Origin of the sequence: Elioraea sp. (assembly GCF_051860475.1) — a bacterium.
Classification (GTDB): Bacteria; Pseudomonadota; Alphaproteobacteria; order Acetobacterales; family Acetobacteraceae; genus Elioraea.
The window spans coordinates 1-838 of sequence record NZ_JBHYDW010000301.1; the positions used below are offsets into that span (position 1 = coordinate 1).

1 protein-coding gene is annotated in these 838 nt (G+C 66.9%); it reads left to right on the forward strand.

From position 1 onward, the window contains the following. Positions 1 to 25: 25 nt before the first annotated feature. On the forward strand, positions 26 to 838 hold an 813-nt coding region (selD, locus tag ACTIFU_RS23875; RefSeq protein WP_439580816.1), incomplete at its 3' end, for a selenide, water dikinase SelD.

The following is an 838-nucleotide window of genomic DNA, read 5'->3' on the forward strand; positions in this document are numbered from 1 at the left end:
CCCCAAGGTATTCGCGGCAGGGGATGTGGCCTCGTTCACCAACCGCCCATTGGAGAAGGCCGGTGTATTTGCTGTGCGCATGGGCCCACCGCTGGCGAGAAACCTGCGTTTGAGCCTGCGCGGTCAGCCGCCGGTGGCTTTCAACCCGCAACGCAAATGGCTGGCGCTGATCTCCACCGGCAATCGCTACGCCGTGGCCTCACGCGGCTCCATCGGCTTTGCCGGTGCGTGGGTCTGGACCTGGAAGGACTGGATCGATCGCCGCTTCATGCGCCAGTTCACCGAGCTTCCAGACATGGCGCCCGGGGCTGCCCCGTCGGCCGCACCGGTCAGCACCCTGGCCCTGAGCGCCGAAGAATCCCGCCAGGCAATCTCGGCCATCGCCATGCGCTGCGGTGGCTGCGGTGCAAAGGTGGGCGCCAGCATCCTGAGCCGTGCGCTCGGCAGCCTGCAACCGGTCGAGCGCGACGACGTGCTGATCGGGCTTCACGCTCCCGACGACGCCGCCGTGGTGCGTGTGCCGCCGGGCAAGGCCATGGTGCACACGGTGGACTTTTTCCGCAGCTTCATCGACGACCCCTACTTGTTCGGCAAGGTCGCGGCCAATCACGCCCTGGGCGACATCTTCGCCATGGGCGCCGAGGCGCAGTCAGCCACGGCCATTGCCACCGTGCCGCCTGGCCTGGAATCCAAGGTGGAAGACCTGCTGCTGCAAATGATGACCGGCGCGGTCGAGGTGCTCAACGCCGCCGGCTGCGCCCTGGTCGGTGGGCACACCGGCGAGGGCCGCGAACTCGCGCTGTGTTTTGCCATCAACTGGCTGATTGACGAGAACATG